Origin of the sequence: Magnetovibrio sp. PR-2, from assembly GCF_036689815.1 — a bacterium.
Lineage (GTDB): Bacteria > Pseudomonadota > Alphaproteobacteria > Rhodospirillales > Magnetovibrionaceae > Magnetovibrio.
Genome location: NZ_JBAHUR010000043.1, coordinates 1 through 674, shown reverse-complemented (window position 1 = coordinate 674; position 674 = coordinate 1). Strand labels below are relative to the sequence as shown.

Annotated in this window: 1 protein-coding gene; it reads left to right on the top strand. The window is 49.9% G+C overall.

Features of this window, described 5'->3' with window-relative positions; genetic code table 11:
- Window positions 1–239 precede the first annotated feature (239 nt).
- The coding region (locus V5T82_RS18130) for a tyrosine-type recombinase/integrase (protein ID WP_332897084.1) at window positions 240–674 on the top strand (435 nt) is incomplete at its 3' end.

Genomic DNA, 674 nt, shown 5'->3' with positions numbered 1-674 from the left:
CTGGCTATACCTTGCCATGTTTACAGCCCGTTGAAAACCGCCGGTTTTGAGCCAAAACCGGAAATCTCATGTCCGCTTTAGTAACCGATACTTAAATTCCAGAACCTCATAAATCCCAACTTTTATTAGATTCTGCCCCAAACCCGCAGATTACTGCGGCTTCTTTCTGGCCTTGAGATTGGCTCTACCTGGAAACATAATTAAATGTGTTGTTAATCAACCATTTATGAGGTTTTCAGATGAAACAGGCAAAGGTTATAAACGAGACAGAGATGAAGCGGCTGCTGGCCGTCATCGAGGCTGGGAAGCATTCCGCCCGGAACCGCTGCGCCGTGATGCTGTCCTACCTCGCTGGAATGCGGGTGGGAGAGATCGCCGCCCTGACGATTGGCGACGTATTTGATGGCGACGGCAATGTCCGTGACCAAATTCACCTCAAAGCCAGCTACACGAAGGGCGGACATTCACGCACCGTATTTGTCGGTAAAAAGCTGCATAAGGAGCTTACATTATATAAGTGTGCGCTTCCTGAGCTCTCAGGTGCTCCAAAACCGCTGATATTGACCCAAAAGCGTTCCGCATTTTCTGCCAATACGCTTTGTCAGCTGTTTGGTGAACTTTACCGCAAAGCCGGGATTGATGGAGCCAGCAGCCATAGTGGGCGGCGGTCCTTC